Annotated in this window: 18 protein-coding genes; 5 read left to right on the top strand and 13 right to left on the bottom strand. The window is 41.9% G+C overall.

Annotated elements, in window-relative coordinates; all coding sequences use genetic code 11:
• Positions 1-4 precede the first annotated feature (4 nt).
• The 9 genes from J4N22_RS09475 to J4N22_RS09435 all read right to left on the bottom strand — a co-directional run bounded on the left by J4N22_RS09475 (position 5) and on the right by J4N22_RS09435 (position 15,596).
• Complete coding sequence (locus J4N22_RS09475; RefSeq protein WP_207493756.1) at positions 5-2,242, bottom strand: PAS domain-containing sensor histidine kinase; 2,238 nt, start codon at positions 2,240-2,242, stop codon at positions 5-7.
• 484 nt (positions 2,243-2,726) lie between these two features.
• Positions 2,727-4,829, bottom strand: a complete 2,103-nt coding sequence (locus J4N22_RS09470) for an endonuclease MutS2 (protein WP_207493755.1) — start codon at positions 4,827-4,829, stop codon at positions 2,727-2,729.
• Positions 4,830-4,993: 164 nt separating this feature from the next.
• Positions 4,994-6,442: a family 43 glycosylhydrolase gene (locus J4N22_RS09465; protein WP_207493754.1), complete on the bottom strand. Its 1,449-nt coding sequence runs from the start codon at positions 6,440-6,442 to the stop codon at positions 4,994-4,996.
• 74 nt (positions 6,443-6,516) lie between these two features.
• The gene (locus J4N22_RS09460; RefSeq protein WP_207493753.1) at positions 6,517-9,951 is read right to left on the bottom strand and encodes a pyruvate carboxylase; all 3,435 of its coding nucleotides are present in this window, start codon (positions 9,949-9,951) and stop codon (positions 6,517-6,519) included.
• A 166-nt stretch (positions 9,952-10,117) separates the two neighbouring features.
• Positions 10,118-11,179, bottom strand: a complete 1,062-nt coding sequence (locus J4N22_RS09455) for an AI-2E family transporter (protein ID WP_207493752.1) — start codon at positions 11,177-11,179, stop codon at positions 10,118-10,120.
• A gap of 191 nt (positions 11,180-11,370) precedes the next feature.
• Positions 11,371-11,844 carry a DUF3276 family protein gene (locus J4N22_RS09450; RefSeq protein WP_207493751.1) on the bottom strand — a complete coding sequence of 158 codons (474 nt, stop codon included), beginning with the start codon at positions 11,842-11,844 and terminating at the stop codon, positions 11,371-11,373.
• Between the two features lie 116 nt (positions 11,845-11,960).
• Positions 11,961-13,784 (bottom strand): ABC transporter ATP-binding protein, encoded by a 1,824-nt coding sequence (locus J4N22_RS09445; protein WP_207493750.1) that lies wholly within the window; start codon positions 13,782-13,784, stop codon positions 11,961-11,963.
• A gap of 86 nt (positions 13,785-13,870) precedes the next feature.
• Positions 13,871-14,704, bottom strand: a complete 834-nt coding sequence (locus J4N22_RS09440) for an ion transporter (RefSeq protein WP_207493749.1) — start codon at positions 14,702-14,704, stop codon at positions 13,871-13,873.
• 220 nt (positions 14,705-14,924) lie between these two features.
• Entirely contained in the window at positions 14,925-15,596 is a 672-nt protein-coding gene (locus J4N22_RS09435; protein ID WP_207493748.1) for a YggS family pyridoxal phosphate-dependent enzyme, read from the bottom strand.
• A 50-nt stretch (positions 15,597-15,646) separates the two neighbouring features.
• Between J4N22_RS09435 and J4N22_RS09430 the strand changes: the two genes are divergently transcribed.
• Positions 15,647-16,315, top strand: coding sequence for a hypothetical protein (locus J4N22_RS09430; RefSeq protein WP_207493747.1), 669 nt, complete (start codon positions 15,647-15,649; stop codon positions 16,313-16,315).
• A gap of 84 nt (positions 16,316-16,399) precedes the next feature.
• Here the strand turns inward: J4N22_RS09430 and J4N22_RS09425 are convergent, their stop codons facing one another.
• The 3 genes from J4N22_RS09425 to J4N22_RS09415 all read right to left on the bottom strand — a co-directional run bounded on the left by J4N22_RS09425 (position 16,400) and on the right by J4N22_RS09415 (position 19,530).
• Positions 16,400-17,554: an acyl-CoA dehydrogenase gene (locus tag J4N22_RS09425; RefSeq protein WP_207493746.1), complete on the bottom strand. Its 1,155-nt coding sequence runs from the start codon at positions 17,552-17,554 to the stop codon at positions 16,400-16,402.
• A 132-nt stretch (positions 17,555-17,686) separates the two neighbouring features.
• On the bottom strand, positions 17,687-19,225 hold the full coding sequence (locus tag J4N22_RS09420) for a PAS domain-containing sensor histidine kinase (protein ID WP_207493745.1): 1,539 nt from the start codon (positions 19,223-19,225) through the stop codon (positions 17,687-17,689).
• A 35-nt stretch (positions 19,226-19,260) separates the two neighbouring features.
• Positions 19,261-19,530, bottom strand: a complete 270-nt coding sequence (locus tag J4N22_RS09415) for an acylphosphatase (RefSeq protein WP_207493744.1) — start codon at positions 19,528-19,530, stop codon at positions 19,261-19,263.
• Between the two features lie 51 nt (positions 19,531-19,581).
• On the opposite strand from J4N22_RS09415, the gene pncA reads away from it, so the two are divergent.
• The 3 genes from pncA to J4N22_RS09400 all read left to right on the top strand — a co-directional run bounded on the left by pncA (position 19,582) and on the right by J4N22_RS09400 (position 21,356).
• Complete coding sequence (pncA, locus tag J4N22_RS09410; protein WP_207493743.1) at positions 19,582-20,196, top strand: bifunctional nicotinamidase/pyrazinamidase; 615 nt, start codon at positions 19,582-19,584, stop codon at positions 20,194-20,196.
• Positions 20,197-20,199: 3 nt separating this feature from the next.
• Complete coding sequence (locus J4N22_RS09405; protein ID WP_207493742.1) at positions 20,200-20,727, top strand: GNAT family N-acetyltransferase; 528 nt, start codon at positions 20,200-20,202, stop codon at positions 20,725-20,727.
• A gap of 113 nt (positions 20,728-20,840) precedes the next feature.
• The gene (locus J4N22_RS09400; protein ID WP_207493741.1) at positions 20,841-21,356 is read left to right on the top strand and encodes a DUF2911 domain-containing protein; all 516 of its coding nucleotides are present in this window, start codon (positions 20,841-20,843) and stop codon (positions 21,354-21,356) included.
• 50 nt (positions 21,357-21,406) lie between these two features.
• Here the strand turns inward: J4N22_RS09400 and J4N22_RS09395 are convergent, their stop codons facing one another.
• Positions 21,407-23,356, bottom strand: coding sequence for a M1 family metallopeptidase (locus tag J4N22_RS09395; protein ID WP_207493740.1), 1,950 nt, complete (start codon positions 23,354-23,356; stop codon positions 21,407-21,409).
• Positions 23,357-23,420: 64 nt separating this feature from the next.
• Between J4N22_RS09395 and J4N22_RS09390 the strand changes: the two genes are divergently transcribed.
• A complete protein-coding gene (locus J4N22_RS09390) occupies positions 23,421-23,894 on the top strand; it encodes a 23S rRNA (pseudouridine(1915)-N(3))-methyltransferase RlmH (RefSeq protein ID WP_207493739.1) in 474 nt (157 codons plus the stop codon).
• Position 23,895: the final 1 nt, after the last annotated feature.

Below are 23,895 nucleotides of genomic sequence, written 5' to 3'. Positions count from 1 at the left end.
TCGATTATAGTGATTTGAAAAAAACTTTGAAAGTACTACCTACGCCGGGCTCACTTTCTACTTCTATTTTTCCACCCATCGCCATTACCTGCGAACGGGTCATATATAAACCTAAACCCTTGCCTTCCCTGTTATCGTGAAACCTCTGGTACAATCCAAACAGTCTGTCACCATAACGTTTTAAATCCATCCCCATCCCGTTATCATTAAAGTCAACAACAATATACCCTGGAACTACATACGAACGTATATTGATAACTGGCTTACGATCTGCTGAACGATAACGGATCGCGTTGGAGATCATGTTCAAAAATATGCTTTCAACATGTATCCTGTTATAGCGTATTTCATCAACGGCAGAAAAATCAGTATTTATAACTCCATGTTGCTGCTCCAGTAAGCTTTCTACATTCTTCAGTACATCAGCAAATACAGCAGAAAGAAACACGGTATCGCTGCTGATATTGTTATTTGACTTTATCACCAGTACGTTCACCAAATCATTTAATGTTTGGTTCAACTGCTGAGTGGCCTCAGCAAATTTATCAACCAATACCAGGTTAAAATCATCACCAGGATTGCTCTTATTGTACAAGCTGAGTAAGCTCATAAGGTTAGCCACCGGAGCCCGCAGGTTATGCGATGTGATGAAAGAAAACTGCTGCAGGTCCTGGTTGTTTTTCAGCAATTCTTCTGTAAGTGCTTTTTGTTCCTTTTCTATTTTTTTCTTCTCAGTTATATCTCTTATGATGGATGAAATATAATTATGACCTTCTCCATCCTTCATCATCATGGAAGTAACTTCCGCAGGTATATAATAACCGTCCTTATGACGGATCATCAACTCACCCATGTAAGAACCAGTTTTCTCACGCTGGTCCATCATTTCCTGCACAAGCGGAGACTCCAGTTGCAACAGGTCGTGACGGGTAAGGCTTAACAATTCATCAGAAGTATAACCAAGCATTTTGCAGATAGAAGGATTACCCGAAGTGATGGCTCCCTCCCATTTAGATAAAATGACACCATCAATGCTGTTTTCAAACAAAGAGCGGAACCGGGATTCCAACGTTTGAATAGCCAGTATGGCCATCTTACTATCTGTAATATCCTGTATGGTTACACGGAATTTGGTTGGCAATCCATCCGCATCTTTCTCTACAACGCCAATAGCCAGTATCACTTTTTCCTTCTCGCCTGTCACCCTGAATTCTATATTAAAACTTTCGCCGGTACTAAATGAATTTTCAAGTGCATTCCTCAGGAGTTCCTTATCCTCTGGATGAACAACTTGGTGAAGGAAATTGAAATCTTTAAAAGTGGCTTCTGCTTCTTGTATCCCAAGAATCTCGTAAAACTGCGGCGAGCAGAATATCTCTTTATTGGTAAAGTTGTTTTCGAAATACCCCAGCCTTGCTATTTGTTGAGCTGTCTCCAGCCGGTTGCTGTTAGCTGCTAACTCTTCAGTTAATTTTTTACGCTCGGTAATATTGGTGGAAGTAATGAAAACGCCGAAGATCTCCCCGTTCTGGTCGAACAGTGGGCGGTACGTGTGGTTGTAAATATGAACATGATGGTTCTCATCAGTGAAGACGGTTTCCTTCACCACTTCTTCACCAGTAAAAACAATTTCGAAAACTTCTATCAGTTCATTGATCTCTTCCTTTTTTATCAGCTCAAGCACAGAAAGACCTGACTGCAGTTCACGCTGAAAAAAGAAAGGTGAGTGAACCTGTGCAGCCTTATTGTAAGTAATGATACGCAGCCTGCTGTTGACTATGATGAACGATTCTTCAGTATTGTTCAGCAGCATTGATAACCTTTGTTCTGCCTGCACCAGCGCATGGTCTGCTATCTTCTTGGATTGAATATTCCTGAAGTTCATAACAATGCTGCCCACATGTGGGTGATCCAGCATGTTTCTTCCATTGTTCTCAATCCAAACCCAGTCGCCTTCTTTATTCTTTACACGGTATTCAAGTGTTACCAGCCTTTCTTTTATTGCTCGTAAGCTTATCAGCCACTCTTTCACATTATCCCTGTCATCAGGGTGAATGGCCTCCAATACAGATTTACCAATAAAATGATGAGGAGCATAACCCAGTACATTCTCTACGGCATTGCTGGTGTAGTTGATGATAAAACCTGCATCGGCAAGTTGGTACACATCAGTTGATTGTTGTACAAGCACCTCAAACAGTTCGATTGAGGCAGGTTGGTTAGCAGAAATTGTTAGTCTCATTGGTTGAACAAATATCCCTACAGAAGACTTACCAGGAATAGCACCTGAAAGGTTTTGCAACTGTACCTGGTAAGAAATATGTTTTTGATTTGGATCTTGAACCTGAAATATAAAGCTTTCTGCTTCTCCGGAAATTAAAGAGGATAAATTGGTGTAGAAATTTGCAGGAAAATTTTCAAATGTGGATTTTTCCAAAATAGAGAAGCGCTCCGGTAAATGGGTATTAAAGCAGGAATGAAATAAATGGTAATGAGTATTTACGTCTTCTACTCTCTTTTTTCTGTCGACCAAAAGATAACCAACATGCCTTTCCATGAATGTATGAAGCGTCCCGTGATCGGGGCGATCAATATTGGATTGTGAAAGGTGTAGCGGTTGGTACATTGGGGACTGCAATATTAACCTGTAATAGTCATGGTAAGTCTATAACGAATAAATATTGTATTTATTTAATCACTTTATAATTAGGCTAAAAACTTACCTGCTATTCCGCGGCTTTTTCTTCCACCAGCACTAGATCATTCATCTCTACACTCATAGGTAACATGCCCACCTGCACAACAGCCCGCTTGCCGCGTATTTCCTTCACCTCTCCTACCTGGTAGTTTTTCTTCAACTTTACTTTAGCACCTACCACTATTTCGCCTTTCACTTCCTTATACTTCCCTTCAACTTTTTTAGCAAGTTTATTCACCACTACCTGCTCTTTCTTTTTAAACAACAAGTTGTGCATCTGCTTGATGATTTCTGCCTTGTCTTCGGCTTTACGCCAGTCAATCAGTATTTGCCTGATCTTTCTTTCCAGGTCTTTCAGGTTTGCCAGCTTTTCATCTGTCAGCTGGTTTTGTTGTTTTAAAATTTCTACCTGCTGGCGATGACGCTCTTTATCCATTACCTGCGTCATCTCTTTTTTCAGCTTTTCATTTTCGCGAATAAGTTTATGAAGCTCCTTCTCTTTCTGCTCCAGTTCACGAAGGTCCTGCTCAGTGCGGTTCAGTAATTTATCTAAAGTAAAATGCTCTTCATCTACCAGTTTACGTGCTTTGTTTATCAGGTGCTTTGGTAAGCCTATTCTTTCCGCTATCGAAAATGTATAGGAACTACCTGGTTTACCTACGATGAGCCGGTACATCGGCAGCAGGTTGATCTCGTCAAAGGCCATAGCTCCATTGATGATACCGGGAACTTTATTGGCCATCACCTTCAGGTTGAGGTAGTGTGTAGTAACAATTCCAAAAGAATGTTTGTGCGCCAGTTCTTCCATGATAACTTCAGCAAAAGCACCACCTAAATTAGGGTCACTACCGCTACCCAATTCGTCTATAAAAAATAGTGTTTTACCATTTGCCACTTCCATAAAGTGACGCATGTTTTTCAGGTGACTGCTATAGGTACTCAGTTCAAACTCCAGGCTTTGGGTATCGCCAATATGTATCATCAGCTGTTTGAAAATCCCCATCTGCGACAGACCACCAACAGGAACCAGCAAGCCGCTTTGCATCATGATCTGCAACAGCCCAACAGTTTTTAAAGTAACAGTTTTACCCCCGGCATTCGGCCCGCTTATTACCAGTATCCTGTTCTTGTCATTCAATGTAATGGTAACTGGAATGGTAGGTTTATTAGCAGCTTTGTTGTACAGGTACAACAGCGGGTGGTAGGCATTGATGAGTTCAATATGAGCCTTATCCATAAGCGTTGGCATTGCGGCGTTCATATCCAGCGCCAGCAGAGCTTTTGCTCTTATAAAATCATATTCTCCAATGATGGTGTGATAACCCTGTAGCAAGTGTGCATAAACAGAAAGGTCGGCGGTAAGTTTTCTAAAGATCCTTTGCACCTCTTTCCGCTCTTCGTTCTCCAGGCTAAAGATGTCGTTGTTTAATTCAGTGGTTTCTTCCGGTTCTATATATGCCGTTTTGCGCGTATCACTTTCTCCGTGAAGGATACCTTTTACCTGGCGCTTGTATTCAGAAAAAACGGCAACCACTCGCCTGCCGTTGCTAAAGCTTTCATCTATATCAGCAGTATAACCTTGCTTAGCCAGTCGTGCGATCACTTTTTCAAACACCCGTCTCAGTTCATTTCTTTTGCGGAAAAGAGCCATCCGGATGCGCTGCAATTCTTCACTTGCATTATCCTTTACATTGCCCAGTTCATCCAGTACCAGGTCTATCCACTCAAGAATATTCTTTTCGTAATAGGTGTCTTCTATCACATGAGTAAGTGCAGGATAAGCTAAACGCCGTTCGTTATCAAACCATCGGAAAATAGATTGCAGGCTAAGTGCCAGTTTCCTGATGCTCATGAACTGATCGCCTACCAGTACGGCGCCTGGTATACCAAGAAGCTTCAGGTCTTTCTGGATGTTTAGTACATAATCATTGGGAAAATGCTGGCCGGCTCCAGCTATTAACATGTATTCGTTTGACTGGTTAAGTTCTCTTTCTAAAAAATCTTTGCGTGTATGGATGCGTAATGATGCTGCCTTACTCTTACCATATTCACTTTTACAATGCTCTACCAGCAGGTCTTTTACCTTGTCAAACTCTAACTGTACTGCTGCCGATTCCGGGAATAATTTCATATGCTCCTCTACACGCTACTAGCGCAAACTTTTGGCTGCAAAAATAGCACGTTGCACCCACAGTTCAGGAAGCGGTAATGAAACATTTATCTAAAGAAATCAATAAGTTGAACCAAGCTTCAATGCCAGCTACAGCGGCTATTATCTACCAGAAGCTTTAGAACTTACAGCATAGGTTCTATTGCTTTTACTTCTCCGGCTGAAAATTGCAATTGCACCATGAGCAAAACACGCAGCTGTTTATACCCTGCTTTGCCGGGATGGTAGGCATGCAGTACCAGCAGTGGCTTACCCGCAGGCGAGGTAGTAACCGAAGGATGCCCCGGTGCCCACCAATCCTTTGTTGATTGTAAGAAAGGTGCTTGCATCTTTTGGTATGGCCCTAGCGGGTGATCGGCTACAGCAACGCCAATTCCATATTTATCAGTTGAAAAGTCGTTACCAGCATAAAAGAAATAGTATTTATTATCCTGTTCTGTCACCCACATTCCTTCTATCAGGTGAGCCTCCCAATCCAGGTCATTTTCCAACACCTTTACCTTTTCGCCCACCAGTTGTTGCCCATCAGGTGATAGTTGTTGTGCATACATCGGAGTCTTCATGAAGTGAACTACAGGTGCTATCAGTTCATTTAAACCTGGCTGCTGCTTTTGCATTTGCAACAGTTGCTGGTAGTAAGAGGTATAATCTGCTATGATGATCTCTATGAAGATTTGAATGGCCTGGAACCGCTCCATTGGTGGTAGCTTCTTTGCCCAAAGCCATAAGGTAATGATCAATGAAGCAGTTCGTTTGTCTTCTTCAACAGCTATTAATTCGCTTACCAGTTGTGGATGTTGGTAAAGAAGATCCAGCATTTTTGCAGGCCATACATCGTTGTTGTCCTCCTTCCAGTACAGGTAAGCATCATTACCAGCAGTTACAAAAACATGCGGATCTATTACATTATTGGTAAGCATAGGTTTGTCTGCCGGCACAAAAGGCCCTGCTGGCGAAGGAGCGCTTGCCATTCCAATGCACAACTCGCTTGTGTGTTTTTCGCGTGCTACAAAATATATCCTGTACTCATCTCCTATCTTGTGTATCTCAGGCGCCCAATAGTCGCTATTGTTTTCACCGGTGCTGGCCCATTCAGGCGTTCTGCCTTTTGGAAAAACATAATCTACAAATGACCAGTTTACCAGGTCGGCAGAACGAAGAATTGGGAAGGCATTGGGTGCATCATTGGAAGTAACTGCCAGGTAGTAATAAGTTTCTCCATGTTCATCTACTTTCAAAATTGCCGGATCACCATAGCCATACAACATGCCTGGATGCAGGTTATCTGTTAGCACCACCCGGTAAGGCGCTGTAGAAGTGGGTTGTATTACCGGCCGCCGGTTTTGCGGCATTCGCAGCCCAAAAAGCTTCGATAGTTTTTCGAAAAGATCGAGATAAGACTGGTGATCTGTAGATGTAAGATTGTATGAAAAAGTTGAGATCGCTGCATCGCTGTCTTTAGCTGTTATTGTGAAATGATAGCCTTGTGGCGACAACGTCTTTATTAAAACATCAAAGCCTGCAGGTAGTCCTGCAGGCGATGAAAGATTATGTTCTCCTTCCTTAATATCCATCGATGCTGGTTTAGGATGAGGATGTAAAAATACCTCGCCAGTACCAGTAGCAATTTCTAAACATCAAGCTATTCCTATTCAAGTTCTATCACCACATCATCCTGCTCTACCAGCACACCTTCCTGCAGCACTACATTTTTCACCTTACCTGTTTTAGAGGCTACTATGGTAGACTCCATCTTCATTGCTTCAATGGTGAATAGCGCGAGGTTTTTCTCCACCTGGTCGCCCGGCTTTATCATAATTCCTGAAAGTCGACCTTGTAAAGGCGCACCGATCTCTTTCTCTGAACTAACTTTTTTATTTGTCTGCTTCGTTACAGTGAAGCTATTATCACGCACTTCAATTGAACGCGTTTGCCCATTTAGTTTAAAGAAAACCTGCTTCACACCGTTTTCGTCTGTTGCACTTGTATATAGCATTCGCACCAGTATGCTTTTACCCGGAGAAAGCTCAATAAGCGTTTCCTGGTTTGGCTTCAGTCCAAAGAAGAAAACATCTGTAGGCAGGTAATCAAGATCTCCAAACTTGTTTAAATGGTCATGATATTCTCTGAAGACCTTTGGATAGAACAGGTATGACAACAGGTCTAAGAAGGTGTACTGCTGCCCAAACTGCTGTTGAAATTGTTGCATTGCTGCCTCAAAATCTATAGGCTTTAAATGCGCGTTTGGCCTGTCAGTATAAGGCTTTTCATTTTTTAAAATGATCTGCGAAAGCTTGGTCGGGAAGCCCCCTTCTGTTTGTCCAAGGTCACCTTTGATTAAACCTATGACAGAGTCGGGGAAAGACATCCCTTCTCCTTTTTCATATACATCTTCTTCTGTATAACCATTGGCTGTCATGAATAAAGCCATGTCACCCACTACTTTAGATGATGGTGTTACCTTAACAATATCACCGAACATCCTATTCACTACTTCATAGTTCTTCTTCACCAGTTCAAACTTGTCTTCCAGCCCAAGACTACGCGCCTGCGGCCGAAGGTTACTGTATTGTCCTCCCGGGATCTCATGATCAAATACCTCGGCAGTACCGGCTTTGAGTTCTGATTCAAATGGGTAATATATCTCTCTCACATCTTCCCAATATGTCGACAGCTTATTCAGCTTTTGAAGATCCATCGGTTGCTCCCTTTCATGCCCTTTCATCATCGCGACGATGGAATTGAAATTAGGTTGTGACGTAAGTCCTGACATAGAAGCCAATGCAACATCTATCACATCTACACCAGCTTCAATGGCTTTTAAATAGGTAGCAGGCTGTATTGAAGATGTATCGTGCGTATGAAGATGGATAGGGATGTCTACTACTTTTTTCAGCTCTTGTACCAGTACCTGCGCCTGCATAGGCTTCAGCAAGCCAGCCATATCTTTGATTCCTAAAATATGTGTACCTGCATCTTCCAGTTGCCGTGCAAGATCAAGATAGTATTGCAGGTTGAACTTGTGGTTTCGTTCTTTATCAAGGAAGTCGCCGGTATAGCAGATGCAAGCTACTGCAAGTCCACCTGTTCTTTCTTTCACTGCATTGATGCTCACCTTCATTCCTTCCAGCCAGTTGAGCGAATCGAATATCCTGAAGATGTCAATACCCTCCTCCCATGATTTCTCGATAAAGGTTTCAACAAGATTATCAGGATAGGCTGTATAACCAACCGCGTTGGAACCGCGAATCAACATCTGGAAAAGGATGTTGGGTATGCGTTCCCTTAACATGCGCAGGCGCTGCCATGGGTTTTCGTGTAAAAAGCGCAATGCTACATCAAACGTTGCCCCACCCCACATCTCCAGCGAGAACAGTTCAGGATGATTTTTAGAAACGGCTTCTGCTACTTTGAGCATGTCGATGCTTCTCACCCTCGTAGCCAGCAACGATTGGTGTGCATCTCTGAAAGTGGTATCAGTATATTGAATTGCCTTCTCGTTTTTTAGCCATTCAACAAAACCTTCTCTGCCAAGTCTTATTAGCCGTTCCTTACTTCCTTCTATATTTTTAGAATGATCAATATCAGGCACAACAGGTGTTCTGAAAGTAACTGAGGGGTCTACTTTGTTTACATCAGGATTGCCATTTACAATCACTTCTGCTATGTATTTTAAAGCCTTGGTACCCCGGTCCTGGCGAGGCACCAGGTGAAATAGTTCAGGATGTGCATCAATGAAACCTACTGTAGCGGCTCCATTTTGAAATATCTGGTTCTGCAATACATTCTCAAGAAATGCAATATTGGTATTGACGCCGCGAATCCTGAACTCGCGTAAAGTCCTCACCAGTCTTTCGCAACTCTCTGCAAGGTTGCGTCCCGATGCTGTTACTTTCACCAATAAAGAATCAAAGAAAGGTGAAATGCTTACACCGGGGTAAGAACTTCCTTCATCCAATCGTATCCCGGGTCCGCCGGCATTGCGGTACGCGATGATGGTACCGTAGTCAGGTTTGAAACCATTGGAAGGATCTTCTGTTGTAACTCTACATTGTATGGCCACACCAGAGTAAGTGATCTGCGCCTGCGACTGTATATTGATTTCCGGATCAGTAAGCTTGTGTCCTTGCGCTATTAGCAGTTGGTTCTTTACAATATCAATTCCAGTTATTTCTTCCGTTACCGTATGCTCCACTTGTATGCGCGGATTCACTTCTATAAAGAAGATATTCTCTTCCCTGTCAACCAGGAATTCAACCGTACCAACATTATTATAATTTACCTGCTTGCAAATGCGGATAGCATAATCATACAGCTTCTGTTTCGTTATCTCTTTCAATGAAGTAGCTGGTGCCACTTCCACAACTTTTTGGAAGCGCCGCTGTACAGAACAATCCCGTTCAAATATGTGAACAAGATTGCCATGGTTGTCGCCCATTACCTGCACTTCTATATGCTTGGGCTCTTCGATAAACTTTTCAAGAAATACTGTAGCATTGCCAAAAGCAACACGTGCTTCATTGCCTGCTTCTGTTATGTTCTTCACCAGCTCTTCTGCAGAACGAACTACACGCATACCCCTTCCACCGCCACCCGCAGCTGCTTTGATAATCACAGGAAAACCAATTTTTTCTGCTTCGGTTATTGCCTCGCCAGGCGTTGATGAATCTACTTCGCAATCTTCTATAAGGGGCACATTTGCAGCCTTAGCTACTTTTTTAGCGGCAATTTTATCACCGAGCTGTTCCATTACCTCAGGTGTAGGGCCAACAAAAATTATCCCTTCTTCCCTGCACCGGCGGGCGAAAACTGCATTTTCACTAAGAAATCCATACCCAGGATGAATGGCATCTACCTGCTCTCGCTTGGCCACACGAATGATCTCTTCAATGTCAAGATAAGGCTTCAGTGGATCATCGTTTTTACCTACCTGGTACGATTCATCAGCTTTGTACCTATGCAATGAGTAGCGGTCTTCGTAGGTGTAAATAGCAACTGTTTTGATAAGTAGTTCCGTGGCGGCGCGAAGTACACGTATAGCAATTTCACCACGGTTTGCGACAAGCAATTTCCGAATTGGCATATAAAGGAGTATAGTTTACAATCGTTAGAGCGGCATGCCGGTTGATCAACCTACTGCTGCTACAGCAATATAAAGATTAATCGATAGCACAACCATAATTAGTTGAAGATGCTTAATCATTTCATTCAGTTGCGCTGTGGAGTGAATGAACCTGACTTGAAGGCCACTAATTTCTCCTTTCTTTGATATCCTGTTCATTTCCAATGATGGCGCCAAAGGGTTTTAGCGACTCTACATTATCGAATAAAACCTTTAGCACACCCAGGTACGGAATGAACAATATCATCCCGGCAACACCCCAAACCAAAGCACCAAGCATAAGCGCCATAATGGTAGCCATGGGATTTAGTTTTACTTTATTACCTGTTATATTGGGTGTAAGAAAATAACTTTCCACCAACTGGATTCCGAGGAAATATATAGCCGCAGTAAGCGCTGCTGAATAAGAATCTCGGGTTAACAACAGTACCAAAACAGGAATAGCGCTGCCTACCAACGAACCAATGAATGGGATAATATTCAGCAACCCTGCAAGCACGCCAAAGAATAAAGCCTGCCTGATGCCAATAAGTGATAGTGCGATAGTATTACAAGCAGCAAGTATGAGCACCACCAGCGATACACCAACAATATAAGAGTTAGCAACGTTCGCTACTTTTTCAAAAATCTCATCAGCCTTTCCTTCCTGCTTCTTTGATATAAGTTTCAGAATAAAGTTCTTGAAGCGTCTCCTATAGCTTATAAAGAAGAAGGCATACAAGGCAATGATGAAGAAATCCATTAACAGCGTGCCTGTGCTGTACAACATGGTGGTAAGCATATTTCCCATTCGTTGAAAAAGGTTAGATACTTGTACATCCATCTTTCTAGCCTGCTCTTCCCGTGGCATGTCCAGCTTATCATCTATATAATCCTGTATACTATCAAGCTTATTTTCGAGGTTGCCTTTTATAGCAGGCAGATCATTAATGAAACCTATTACCTGATTGGTGAGAAAGAATGATAAAGCAAAAATAATAATCACCAAACCTATGATACATGTACCTGCTGCGGCAGTCCTGCTAAAAGCTTTTTCTTCTAGTTTAGAAGCAACAGGCAATAGTAGAATGGAGAATAGTAGACCAATAGAAACAGGAATCAAAAAAGGCCTTCCAAGATAAAGCAAGCTAAAGAAAAGCAAGATGCCTAACAGTAAACGGTTGATTTGTTGCAGCAGACTTGTTTGCATGCATCAAATGCTAAAATTCTATGCCTGCAGAAGATGCAATAGAATTGAAAATTATATAGAGCAATATTGCATGAAGAAATGTGAAGCTTTGAGAAGATGTAGCAGTGGATTAAAGAAGTAACCATAACCGCTATAAAACAGAAAAGCCACAGTATTAAAACTGCGGCTTTATTTATAGATCCATTTTGGTTTTACCATTTGTCTACTTCCTCGCTGCTCAGGTTTACTGGCTCCGATACCGGAACTTCAGCAACTGCAGCAGAATGAGATGAAACAGCAATTGTTTCTACAACCTCTTCTACCTCTGCAGCCACTTCAGCTACACTTTCATGATAACCGTTTGTTCCTTCTGCATAACCATTTCCGTTCTCATCGTAGTCGTGGTTAAATGCATCAAAATCAAAATCCGGCATCAGGTCTGTCTTCACATAATCAACGGCTTCGTTCAAAGCTTTTATAAACTTGTTGAAGTCTTCTTTATACAAAAAAATCTTATGCCTGTCGTAACCATTATCGTTGAAACGCTTCCTGCTTTCTGTTATGGTTAAAAAGTAGTCATTGCTTCGGGTTGCTCTAACATCAAAAAAATAAGTTCTTCTTTTTCCCGCCCTGATTCTCTTACTGTAAACACTCTCAATTTTTTGTTCGTTGTTGTCGTACGCCACAGTGGTTAGTTTTGTTGTTAAGGATTGTATAAAAACAATGAGGCACAAATATAGGGCTCATTTTGAAATGCCAAAATTTAAATGGAATGCTGTCAATTAAAATCTGATGAAAGATTTTAATGTTGCTCATGCTGCCTTCCCTGCATGGCATACAGTTGTGCATAATAGCCGTTTTTGCCTATCAAATCATCATGATTTCCCTGCTCTGTTATCACTCCATCTTCCATTACTACTATTTTATCAAAACGTATTTGCCTGAAGATCCGATGCGTAATGATGAGTGCAGTTTTATCCTTCAGTCTTGTATTTAGGTTGTTTAAAATAGTGTTTTCTGTAGCTGTGTCTACAGCACTTAAACTATCATCCAACACTACCAACGCAGGTTGTTTTACCAAAGCACGGGCAATAGATATACGTTGCTTTTGACCGCCGCTAAGTGTTACACCTCTTTCGCCTACCATTGTATCAAACTTCTTTGCAAACAAGCTTATCTCTTTTAAAATGTTTGCATTGTTGGCTGCATCAATCACTTCTTCGTGCGTGGCTGGTTTATGCAAGCCAAAGCCAATATTGTCGTGAATGGTATCGCTAAAAAGGAATACATCCTGAGGTACATAACTTACCTGTTCGCGCAGGTAATGAAGAGGGTAATCTTTCAACGGTTTTCCATCTAAAGTAATGGTGCCTGACGCAGGATCATAAAAGCGTAGCAGCAGTTGAGCAATGGTTGATTTGCCACTTCCTGTTTTACCTAATATTAATACCTTTTCGCCTGGCGAAACAAAAAGGCTAATATTCTTCAAGGCTTTGATGCCTGTATGAGGATAAGTAAAACTAACATCTTTAAACTCAAGATGGCCTTGAATAGCCGGAGGCTGTGTGGTAGCCTCGTTTTTTATAGCAGGTGTTGTTTCTAAAAATTCATTGATGCGCTTTTGAGATGCCGATGCGCGTTGTATCATACTTGCTACCCATCCGATAGAACTTACGGGAAAGGTCAACATGTTGATGTAGATCACAAACTCCACTATCACACCCACTTTCATTGGATTGTTCAGCGCCTGGATGCCACCCACCATGATGGTGATGAGCGTACTTAAACCAATCATCAAAGCCATGCTTGGGAAGTAAAGTGCTTCTACTTTAGCCAGTTGCACTGCATTCTGCTTATAGTTCTCACTATTGTTGTTGAAGAACCTGAACATTGCCTTTTCCTGCACAAAAGATTTTATTACTCTTATCCCTGAAAAGCTTTCCTGCGCATTGGTGGTAAGATCAGACAACAGCGATTGTATCTTTTCGCTGCGCTTATGAATGATCTGATTTACTACATAAATAGTAATGGCAAGAACTGGTAGTGGCGCAAGTACATATAGTGTCAGCAATGGATCCTTGCGCAACATGTTTACAACGCTAAACCAGATCAATGCCACAAGGTTTATGAGGTACATGATGGCGGGGCCTGTGTACATACGCACACGGCTTACATCTTCCGTTATCCTGTTCATCATGTCGCCGGTGCTATGCGTTTTAAAGAAGTTGATGTCAAGCTCCTGGTAATGCTTGTATACCTGGTTCTTCTGGTCATATTCTATGTGGCGGCTCATCACAATGATGGTTTGCCGCATAAAGAACATAAAGACACCACGAATAATGGCTAATACAAGGATGGTGATACTTGATAAAGCAACAATGGTGAAAAAATCATTTTGATAAGGAGCAAGCGCATCAATGAACCACTCAACCAGTATATCGTGTCTTTCGCGCTCCACTACAGGGCGGGCATTTGGTAGGCGCATCTGTACCTGGTTGACAACAAAACCAGTTACCTGCGGAGCCAGAACAGCAAAATAGTTGGAGGCGATCACAAACAACATCCCAATACTAAACCTGAACCTATACTTCCAGAAATATTTATTAAGCGCCTTTAGATGTTTCAAACCTGTTATTTGGATGCAAAGGTAATGAGATGACAGCTGGCAGTTTTAAGCCTTCATTTAAAAATACTGAGGTGTTTGTGTTTCTGCTACAATTTATAGCCACATGTTTTACAAAACCTGGCATCTACATCGTGGCCTTCTTTACCACAGTTCCTGCAAACATCCGGGCTGTTTCCTTTTCCTTTTGCCATCATAGCCATTTCTGAAGAAACAATGCCCGTGGGTACAGCTATTATCCCATAACCTAAGAGCATGATAATACACGAGATAAATTTCCCCAGTGGCGTCACGGGAGAAATATCGCCATAACCTACAGTAGTAATGGTAACGATGGCCCAATAGATACATTGCGGAATACTGGTGAAACCATCTTCGGCATCCTCTACCAGGTAAATCACAGAGCCCATGATGATAACAGCTGTCAACACAAAGAATAAGAATATGCTGATCTTCCTAAAGCTGTTGGATAACGCTGTGGTGAGATAGCGCATTTCAGATACATAATGATTAAGCTTGAATATCCGGAAGACGCGTAAGAGCCTTAAGCCTCTTACTACCAGTAAGGATTGTGTACCAACAAAAAATAGGCTGAGGTAAGTGGGCACAATTGCCAGCAGGTCTATTATGCCAAGCACGCTGACCATATATGCCACCGGCCGTTGTATAGATAAAATCCGAAGGATGTACTCAAGCGTAAAGAAGATCGTAAGCCCCCACTCTATCTTGTAAAAGAGATCACCATACAATTCATGGTATAGAGGAACACTATCCAGCATTACAATGGAGATGCTAAAAAAGATGAGTACCAGCAAAATCACATCAAAGAGTTTACCTTCCTTCGTGTGGGACTCGTATATGATCTCATGCAGTTTAGCCCGCCAACCATTATGAGGAGCAGTTGATGATGGTTCTGTTGACATACCTGGATTTAGCTAGTAAAGAATTATAGTCAAAAGATACGCCAGCAAAGGGCATGGTTTATTCGTAACTAAAGTTTGTTCATGTAAATTAGCTAAGAAAAAATTTTATTATGAAAGAAGATCAAAGCTGGTGGTGGTTATTGGGAGTAGCATTAATATTGGCAATAGGTATGGCTGCTTATGTGATACTTAAGAAAAACCCACGGAAAGACACCAACGACTAAAGGCGTGCACCAAACAGCAGGCTGCCAATGCGTACCATATTGCTACCTTCTTCAATTGCTAACTGGTAATCGCCACTCATACCCATAGATAAAGTAGTGAACTCCAGGCATGGTGCACTTACTTGTGCATACAGATCATACAACTGCTTCAGGTATCGCATTTCATTTCTCACTTTTTGCTCATCATCAGAAAAGCTGGCCATTCCCATCAGTCCTTCTATACGTACATTCCTGATGGTATCATCTACTGATAATGCATGCACTACCTCTTTTAGTTCATCTTCGTCCATCCCAAACTTGGTTTCTTCCTGCGCAATGAATACCTGTAACAAACATGATATAGTACGATTTTCCTTTTTCGCCTGCTTGTTTATTTCTTTAAGCAACTTAAGGCTATCTACACCATGAATAAGATGAACAAAGCCTGCTATATATTTTACTTTATTGGTTTGCAGGTGCCCGATGAAGTGCCATCTTATATCTTTCGGAAGAACGTCTTGCTTTTCTATAAGTTCCTGCACATAGTTCTCGCCAAAGTCGCGTTGACCCAGGTCGTATAGCTTTTTTATATCCTGTACAGACTGCACTTTACTTACAGCCACCATTCGTACATTTTTAGCAGATATTAAACTTCTTATCTCTTGATATTTGGCTTCGTTTACAGGCATAACTAATAATTGCCTGCAATTTATAACCAAACTATATAATGCACTTAAAGATGATGAATTTGAGATTGATGCCTGTTCTTGCCAGCTTATCACTTCTTACCTATGGCTGTGGATCTGTAGTGGTTTTTGATTCACCTAATTCTATGCGGAATATTGCAGGCACCATTTACCTGACAAATGGCAGATCGTATGATGGCAGGCTGAACATAAACACCGAAGGCGGTTTGAATAGCACCGTAAAGCTGATACCTAACGGAGAAAGCGAAGCCATGCGTTTTCCTGTCTCTGAAGTGGAAGGATATAAAGTAAGAGGCGACTATTATGCCATGCGTGATATTCGCAGTGGTGTTATCCTTGGCCGCAATACCCGTTTCATGAAAAGGATCACACCGGCAGATAGCCGTATTCACGTGTACGAATATGTAGAACGGAAAACAGAAAAAGATCGCAGGAATAATGATGTTGTTACTTACGAAACCAACTACCTCCTGGAATTACCTAATGAAAAGAACCGAGAGGTATGGGCACTAAACAGCAATAAGTTTACGCCCAACTTTGATGAGAAGATGAGCAAGATTGTAGCCGACTGTCCTTCACTCGCACAAAAAATAGCTAACCAGGAAGAAGGATACTTCTACAGGCAGGTAACTGTTTTTAAAGACAAGCGGGTAGACGTAGTAATGAATATTATTGATGAATACAATAAATGCGGTAAATAATTCTTGGGCGCATTTAATTCTTGGATGAAGGAAAAGAAAGAGCCACTGTGGTTGCAGTGGCTCTTTCTATAAGAGCATATTATGTTATTGTAAAATAGCTCGTCCAATCACTATACGTTGCACTTCGCTGGTGCCTTCATATATCTGCGTGATCTTCGCATCGCGCATCAATCGTTCTACGTGGTATTCTTTTACAAAACCATAACCACCGTGCACCTGTACCGCTTCTATAGCTGTCCACATAGCAGTTTCACTACTGAATACTTTAGCCATTGATGAGCTAAGCGTATAATCTTTCCCCTGGTCTTTTTCCCATGCAGCTTTCAAACAAAGTAAACGAGCCGCTTCAACCTTGGTAGCCATATCAGCCAGTTTGAACTGGATAGCCTGGTGATGCATGATTTCTTTACCAAAAGCCTTACGCTCCTTAGAATATTTTACTGCCAATTCAAAAGCGCCACTGGCTATACCCAATGCCTGCGAAGCAATTCCGATACGACCGCCGGCAAGCGTTTTCATAGCGAATTTGAAACCGAAGCCATCCTCACCTATCCTGTTCTCTTTTGGAACCACCACATCGGTAAACATGATTGTATGTGTATCGCTGCCACGTATACCTAATTTATTTTCTTTAGCAGATACAGTTACACCAGGCCAGTTTTTTTCAACAATAAAAGCATTGATGCCTTTACTTCCTTTTCCTTCATCTGTTTGTGCCATTACCAGGTATACTGAAGCAGAAGAACCATTTGTGATCCAGTTCTTTGTTCCGTTAAGCAGGTAATGATCACCTTTATCTTCAGCTGTTGTTCTTTGAGAAGTAGCATCACTTCCTGCTTCTGGCTCGCTTAGCAGAAAAGCACCTATGTATAAATCTCCATCTTTAGTTCCTTGCGCTAAAGGCGTCAGGTATTTTTGTTTTTGCTCTTCATTTCCGTATGCTTCCAATCCCCAGCAAACAAGACTATTGTTTACGCTCATACATACACTTACACTTGCATCTATCTTGCTTATCTCTTCCATTGCCAATACATAGCTAACAGTGTCCATGCCACTGCCACCATATTGTGGGTCTACCATCATACCCATGAAACCCAGTTCAGCGAGCTTCATTATTTGTTCTTTAGGAAATCGTTGTAATTCGTCGCGTTCTATAACACCTGGCAAACATTCGTTTCGTGCAAAGTCCCTGGCGGCACTCTGTATCATCAGGTGTTCTTCGCTTAGTTGAAAATTCATATAGCTTAAAAATTTTGACAAATTAAAGGAAAATACTTCCAACTAAGGTGGCTACAGCCAGTGACGCATGTTTTAGGGAAAGAAAGGACGATCCTTAATCTGGGAACAAAGAGAAAATGTACATGCAGAAGGTTATTTAGCCGGCAATAGTATAACAAAGGTGGCACCCTTTCCAGGTTCTCCAAATGCTTCTATGTAACCGCGGTGGTGTGCTACTACTTTTTGTACAATGGCTAATCCAACGCCGGTTCCGGGATATTCTGCACGTCCGTGTAAACGTTGAAATATCTGGAATATCCGTTCAGCATGTTGTTGATCAAAACCAACTCCATTGTCTGATATAGAGATCACATGAAAAATTCGTTGCATATCATCAGAGCGTACTTTAAGTCGAGTTTCAGCCGCTATGGTCTTTTTGTAATTGATATTGATGACAGGTGCAACTCCCGGCCTCTGGTATTTAAGTGAATTACTCAGCAGGTTCTGGAATAACTGGCTCATCATTACAGCATCGGCTTTAGTTTCCGGCAAAGGATCTACGTGTATGGTAGCTTGTTTTTGCTGAACGGTAGCTTCAAAATCAGACAATACATCGTCGAATATTTCCTGTAGCGAAACCTGCTCAAGAGCAGATAATGATGAACTAACCTTCGAAAATTCAAGCAGGTCATTTATTAATGTACCCATTCTTGCACTGGCAGATTCTATTCTTTCTACCATTGCCTCTCCTTCCGGGCCTATTTCAGATCTATAACGTTGCTTCACCTTATCAGCAAAGAAGGTGATCTTACGCAGTGGCTCCTGCAGGTCGTGCGAAGCGATATAAGCAAAGTCTTGTAAGTTGGCATTGCTTCGTTTCAGTTCATGTACCGTTTCTTCCAGCTGCAGTTGCAGCCTTTTCATCGGTGTATGATCAGTAAAGGTCACCAGCACTTCACCACCTACACGCGTTGCTAAAATGTCCAGCCACACATCTATCCCATCGTCATTATAATGAAACTCAAATCGCTCAGTATTACCTGTTTCCAATGTTCGTTTATAACTTTCAAATAATCCATTGGTTTTATAAGCAGGAAACCACGTGCTGCCCAAGTCTCCCAGTAACCTTCCTGGATCTTCACCTACATAGGAAGCAAGTGAAGGATTTACATTAGTGAAAACAAAATCTACTATTTCACCTTTTTCATCTCTTTTAGGAGCAAACATGAAAATCCCGGATTGGGCTGTATTGATAATTGTATTAAGATGACTTGTTTGCTTTTCCAGGTCTTTTTGAAAAGTTACCAGCTCGGTTATATTAGCAAAAGTCACTACCAGTCCTTCCTCATGTGGAGCCACACCAACATCAAACCATCCTTCCAGTTTCGCATCTTTATAATACAGCTGTTTCCTTTCCATTTTACTGGTAGAAATAACCTGCAGGTACAGGTCGTAAAACTCATATTCTTTATAATGAGGAAAAATGGAACTTAAAGTTGAACCTACTACATCAGCAGGTTGTAGCCCTGCATGTGCCGTTAATGCACGATTGGCTGCTTTTATACAAAAATCTCTGATTGTTTCCTGTTCGTACAAAGGCTCAAGTAAAAGAATAGCATGGATAGATGCATCTAGCATGGTTTTTACAAACCCCTGTTCATTTTTCGCCCATTCATTCCTATTCTGGTGCATGTTTCTCTTTTGGATATCTTACTTCTAAAAATGCCCTACCTGATGATCTTAAATTCTTCGCCTGCTTCATCTTCTGTCTCTTTGGTTTCTACAGCTGCAACGCTAGCCCTAGATGGTCCTTCCCAGCACCAGCTTACAAATTGATCTACCTTTTCTTCATTCCCGGATACCAATGCTTCTACATTTCCATCAGCCGTGTTCTTAACCCATCCTTTCAGCCCTAGTTCTACAGCTTTATCCCTGGCGCTTACTCTATAAAATACGCCCTGTACTTTGCCTTTTATCAACAAGTGCAGTGTCTTCAAACCGGAACTTTACAGGGATTTATACTATGTTCGTGCCACACCGACACTAGTATGAAAGCACTCATTCTTGTAGATATACAGAACGACTTTTTACCCGGCGGCAAACTGGCCGTTCCACACGGAAATGAAATAGTAGCCACCTGTAACCAGTTACAGCAATATTTTGATGTAGTAGTAGCTACACAAGATTGGCACCCGGCAGATCATAAGAGTTTTGCCTCACAACATGAAGGACGTGCACCATTTGATGTGATAGACCTGGATGGACTTCAGCAAACGCTGTGGCCGGATCATTGTGTGCAGGCCTCAGAAGGTGCGGAATTCAGTAAAGAACTGGAAATGGAAAAGGTGGAGGCCATCTTTCGCAAAGGCATGGAAAGCACTATAGATAGCTACAGTGGCTTTTACGACAATGGCCACAGAAAAACAACTGCTCTTGCTGATTACCTGCGGGGAAAGAAGGTAACAGATGTGTATGTGGTTGGTTTGGCTGCTGATTTCTGTGTTTACTTCACAGCTAAAGATGCACTTGCAGAAGGCTTCGCAACCTTTATAGTAGAAGATGGAACACGCCCTATAGACATGGCAGGATTTGAAGCTGCCAAAGATGATATACGATCTAAAGGCGGTTCAATCATTTCTTCAGCAGATGTTTTAAAAAAGTAGCATATGAGTTTGGTTATTCAACAAGCAACCGTTGATGACGTGCCGGCACTGGTAAAGCTGGTAAATAGCGCCTACCGCGGAAATGATGCGCGCCAGGGATGGACACATGAAGCTGACCTGATAGATGGAACTGCAAGGATAACCGAAGAGCAATTGGTACAGATGCTGGCATCGCCAGACAACACAATGCTACTGCTTAAAAAAGAAGAAGAGCTGGCTGGCTGTGTAATGCTGGAAAGGACTGCAGATGAGATGATGTTGGGTATGCTGTCTGTTTCGCCACCCTTGCAGGATGAAGGAATAGGTAAACAGCTCATAACACTGGCTGAGACTTTTGCCATGCAACAAGGTGTTACTAAAATGATAATGACAGTTATTTCAGTAAGACATGAACTGCTGGCGTGGTATAAAAGACGGGGCTACCATGAAACAGGAGAAACCAAACCTTTTCCTGAAGATGCAGGTGTAGGTAAGCCAAAGCAGCCGCTTCATTTTGTAGTTCTTGAAAAACAACTGCGGGAATCGGTGTAGGAGGATGTAAAACTCTGGAGCTGTTTCTTGTTCCTGGTTCCTTGTTGGGACCCTTGTTTATATTATGAATTTTTCAGCAGCTTTTGAGGTAACTTCAGCCTTAAAACTATTTCATGAAAAAGGTATTTGTATTGGCACTTGCTGCCGCTTTACCTGCTGTTTTTCTTTCTGCCAACGCACAAGATGATAAATCAAAACGTGCCTCGCCTCCTGCAGTTGCCTCTGCTACTTTGCCTGGTGGTGCAGTGGTAACTATTAACTACAGCCAGCCTTCAGTGAAAGGCAGAACCATTGGTAAAGACATAGCTGCATACGGAAAAGTATGGCGTACCGGTGCCAACGAAGCCACCACATTTGAAACTACTAAGGATCTGAAAGTAAGTGGACAAACATTGCCTGCAGGTAAATACAGCATTTATACCATTCCTGGTGAAGACGAATGGACGGTGATCTTTAACAAGATCTGGAACCAGTGGGGCACACGCTACAACGAGCAGGAAGATGCGCTTCGACTAAAAGTAAAACCTGCAAGCGCTGATCATGTAGAACAACTCACTTTTGATGTAGATAAAGAAGGTGTTGTAAAACTAAGGTGGGCAAACACATTGGTGAACTTCAACCTCGAGTAAGGTTATACTATTAAAAAGAAAAAGGCGCTCAAACAACTGGGCGCCTTTTTTTATTGTACCAATATCTTTTCTACCACCCTTCCTTTATTGCCGCTTACTTGTACAAGGTAAAGGCCCGGCGACGCATTCAAATTTACTTTATACAATAAGCTTCCACTTGGAATAGTATGCACACCCACTACTCTACCTGAAAGATCAGTGATACGGATAGCTTTAAAACCTGTTGGAGGAAGAGAGATATTCAATTCACCTTTGGTTGGATTAGGAGATATTTTTACACCAGCCTGTGCTGCTGTTATATTGTCTATTGATGTAACTACGCTTCCTACTTTATTAATGATCCAGTTGTTTGGATCAACATCAATACCTGAAGGGTTTTTACTGTAAGGGATGTTGAACACCTGGTTGTTGCTGGTGTTATTGACCGTGATGATCGTATCGCCCTGCAACGACTTAATTCTTAGTTGCAGCAAACCCTTAAAGAATGGAGTAATAGCAGGAGCCGATGTGGTCTGGCTGACAGTTACCCGCAGTACATCAGTAGATTCCTTTCCATAGTTTACGCTATACGTAGGATAACCTTGCCCATAATACCATTGATTGAAAAAGTCGGCGAAACTTCTACCTGTTACTTCTTCTGCAAGAGCTCTAAAATCTTCACCTGTAGCAACGGAGTCTTTAAACCGCTGCTGGAACAAACGCAGCGTTCTGAAAAAGAGCGAATCGCTCTGCATTTCGAAACGCAGGTTATGTACAATGGCTGATCCCTTATCATACGTAAGCCTTCCACTGAAGATCCTGTTTTCATTATATGAATCAGCAATCGGAACATACACACTACCTGCTGTTGCACTCATTACATTATTATGAACATTTAGCATGTTAGCTGCCGCAGTAGTTGTAGGATATAATGCCGGCAGGTATTCCATCATCAGGTATTCACTATATGATGCAAACCCTTCATTGATCCAGATGTCATTCCATGTAGCACAGGTTACATTGTTTCCAAACCATTGATGACCTAGTTCATGAGCTATAAGACTGGTACCAAAGTTATCCATGGTGCTCATGGTCTGGTGTTCCATTCCCCCACCAATGCTTGCTTGTTTGTGCCCATATTTTTCAAGATGAAAAGGATATAAGCCAAACAACTCGCTCATCTTTTCTAAGAAAGGTGGTGTCTTATCAAGGTTCGTCTTTACGTTGCCGAAGTAGCTCGGGCTATTCACGATATAATGTAAAACAGGAATAGAATCAGGAGTGATATGAGCAGGCTTTGCATAGTTGGTGTACTGCATATAATTTCCTACAGCAAAACTTGGCAGGTAATAAGCTATTGGATAACGCGTAGCCCAACGATACTGTTTCCTGTTGGCGGGAAGATCTACTACTTCTTTCAGCAAACCATTCGAACCAACCAGGTACTGTGCATCGGTACTGAACCACAAATCAGCGGAGTCAATTTTATCAGCTAATAATTGCTTTGCAGGATACCATTCACGAGCCTGGAATGATTCGGATAAGGATGCAGCAAAACGCAACCCTGTGCTGGTAGAAGAGCCTGCGTAGATAGCCGCCCCTGATGCTGTACCTCTATAATAAAACTGCAGTTGTAGTTGCGTACCTGCAGCTACTGGTGAAGAAAAAGGAATATAGATATGATCGTTGGCGCGGGTAAACGTTCTTTTTATGTTGTTTACATAAACAGAATCTACCACCATGTTTTGCCTGAACTCAATAGCAAAAGTATCGAGGGCTGCAATGGTAGTGGCATGATAAGTACAGCTTCCACTAATGTTACGTGATTGTGGCATTACGTCTAACTCCAGTTTCATGTACTTCAGGTCATACCGGTTCATTATCGTATTCTGAAAATAATTGGTAGCAGTAGCGCCAAATACTGAACGATGACTACACCTGCGATCGCAGTTATCATTATCGTGAGCCAAAACCAGGGTTGCCATAAAAGCTAGGAATACAACAGGAAATATGCGCATCATAAGTTTGCAATTTAATTGATAATGAACCAATGTGGTGGTGGACACATCCTATTAACTTTGGCTTATGAAAATTCAGTTGTGGTCAGTTGGCAAAGCACATGAAGATTATATACGCGAAGGCATAACAGAATTTACAAAACGCATTGGTAGGTACTATCCTGTCGACTGGAGACTATTTTCACCTGCGCGTCAAACGGCTTCTTCACTGGAGGCTGATATAAAAAGAAATGAAGCATCCACCATACTTCAGGCATTGCACAAAGATGATTTTCTTGTGCTGCTTGATGAGAGAGGAAAGCTGATCAGTTCACCGAAACTGGCTTCCTTGATTGAGCAAAAAGCAAATACAAGTGTAAGACAAATGGTATTTCTTATTGGTGGCGCTTTTGGCGTAGATGAGACTGTGAAAGAAAGAGCTAATTATACATGGGCCTTGTCACCGTTGGTTTTCCCGCACCAGCTGGTACGCCTTATTCTTGCAGAACAGGTTTATCGTGCATGTACCATTATCCGCAACGAAAAGTATCACCATGAATAAT

The organism is Aridibaculum aurantiacum, from assembly GCF_017355875.1.
In the GTDB taxonomy this organism is placed as follows: domain Bacteria; phylum Bacteroidota; class Bacteroidia; order Chitinophagales; family Chitinophagaceae; genus Segetibacter; species Segetibacter aurantiacus.
Note: the sequence above shows the minus strand (reverse complement) of the source record. Positions and strands in the feature narration are given on the sequence as shown.